Source organism: Psychrobacter sp. 16-MNA-CIBAN-0192, assembly GCF_040309565.1.
GTDB lineage: Bacteria > Pseudomonadota > Gammaproteobacteria > Pseudomonadales > Moraxellaceae > Psychrobacter.
In genome coordinates this window covers 1-278 of sequence record NZ_JBEOOX010000183.1, presented here as the reverse complement: position 1 = coordinate 278, position 278 = coordinate 1, and the positions used below count along the sequence as shown (strand labels likewise).

Sequence of the window (278 nt, the reverse complement as noted above, 5' to 3'; positions counted from 1 at the left end):
GTGTTATTTTTCCTGAGCAAAACTTAGCAAGCACTAACAAACATCATGATAAGCAAAATAAATGGCTTCGCGTTGCAAGTATTTCAGCTGCGTGTGTTGCTTTATTAGGTTTTTCAGTTTCGTGGTACTTTAGTTTTGCATGGAATAGCAACTTAATAGACGCCACCGATGAGGCAATTACTACTTACCAAGAGCTCGATGCCTCTTCGTTTGATAGAAATAATTTATTGGTGTTGAACGACAGACTAAATGCACTGAGAAATCTACCTGCTACTAAC

The 278-nt window shown here is 38.1% G+C and carries 1 protein-coding gene; it reads left to right on the top strand.

Going from position 1 to position 278, the window contains the following annotated elements; all coding sequences use genetic code 11:
* Nucleotides 1–278: hypothetical protein (locus AAEY78_RS12840; protein WP_352339709.1), on the top strand; the 278-nt coding region annotated here is incomplete at both ends.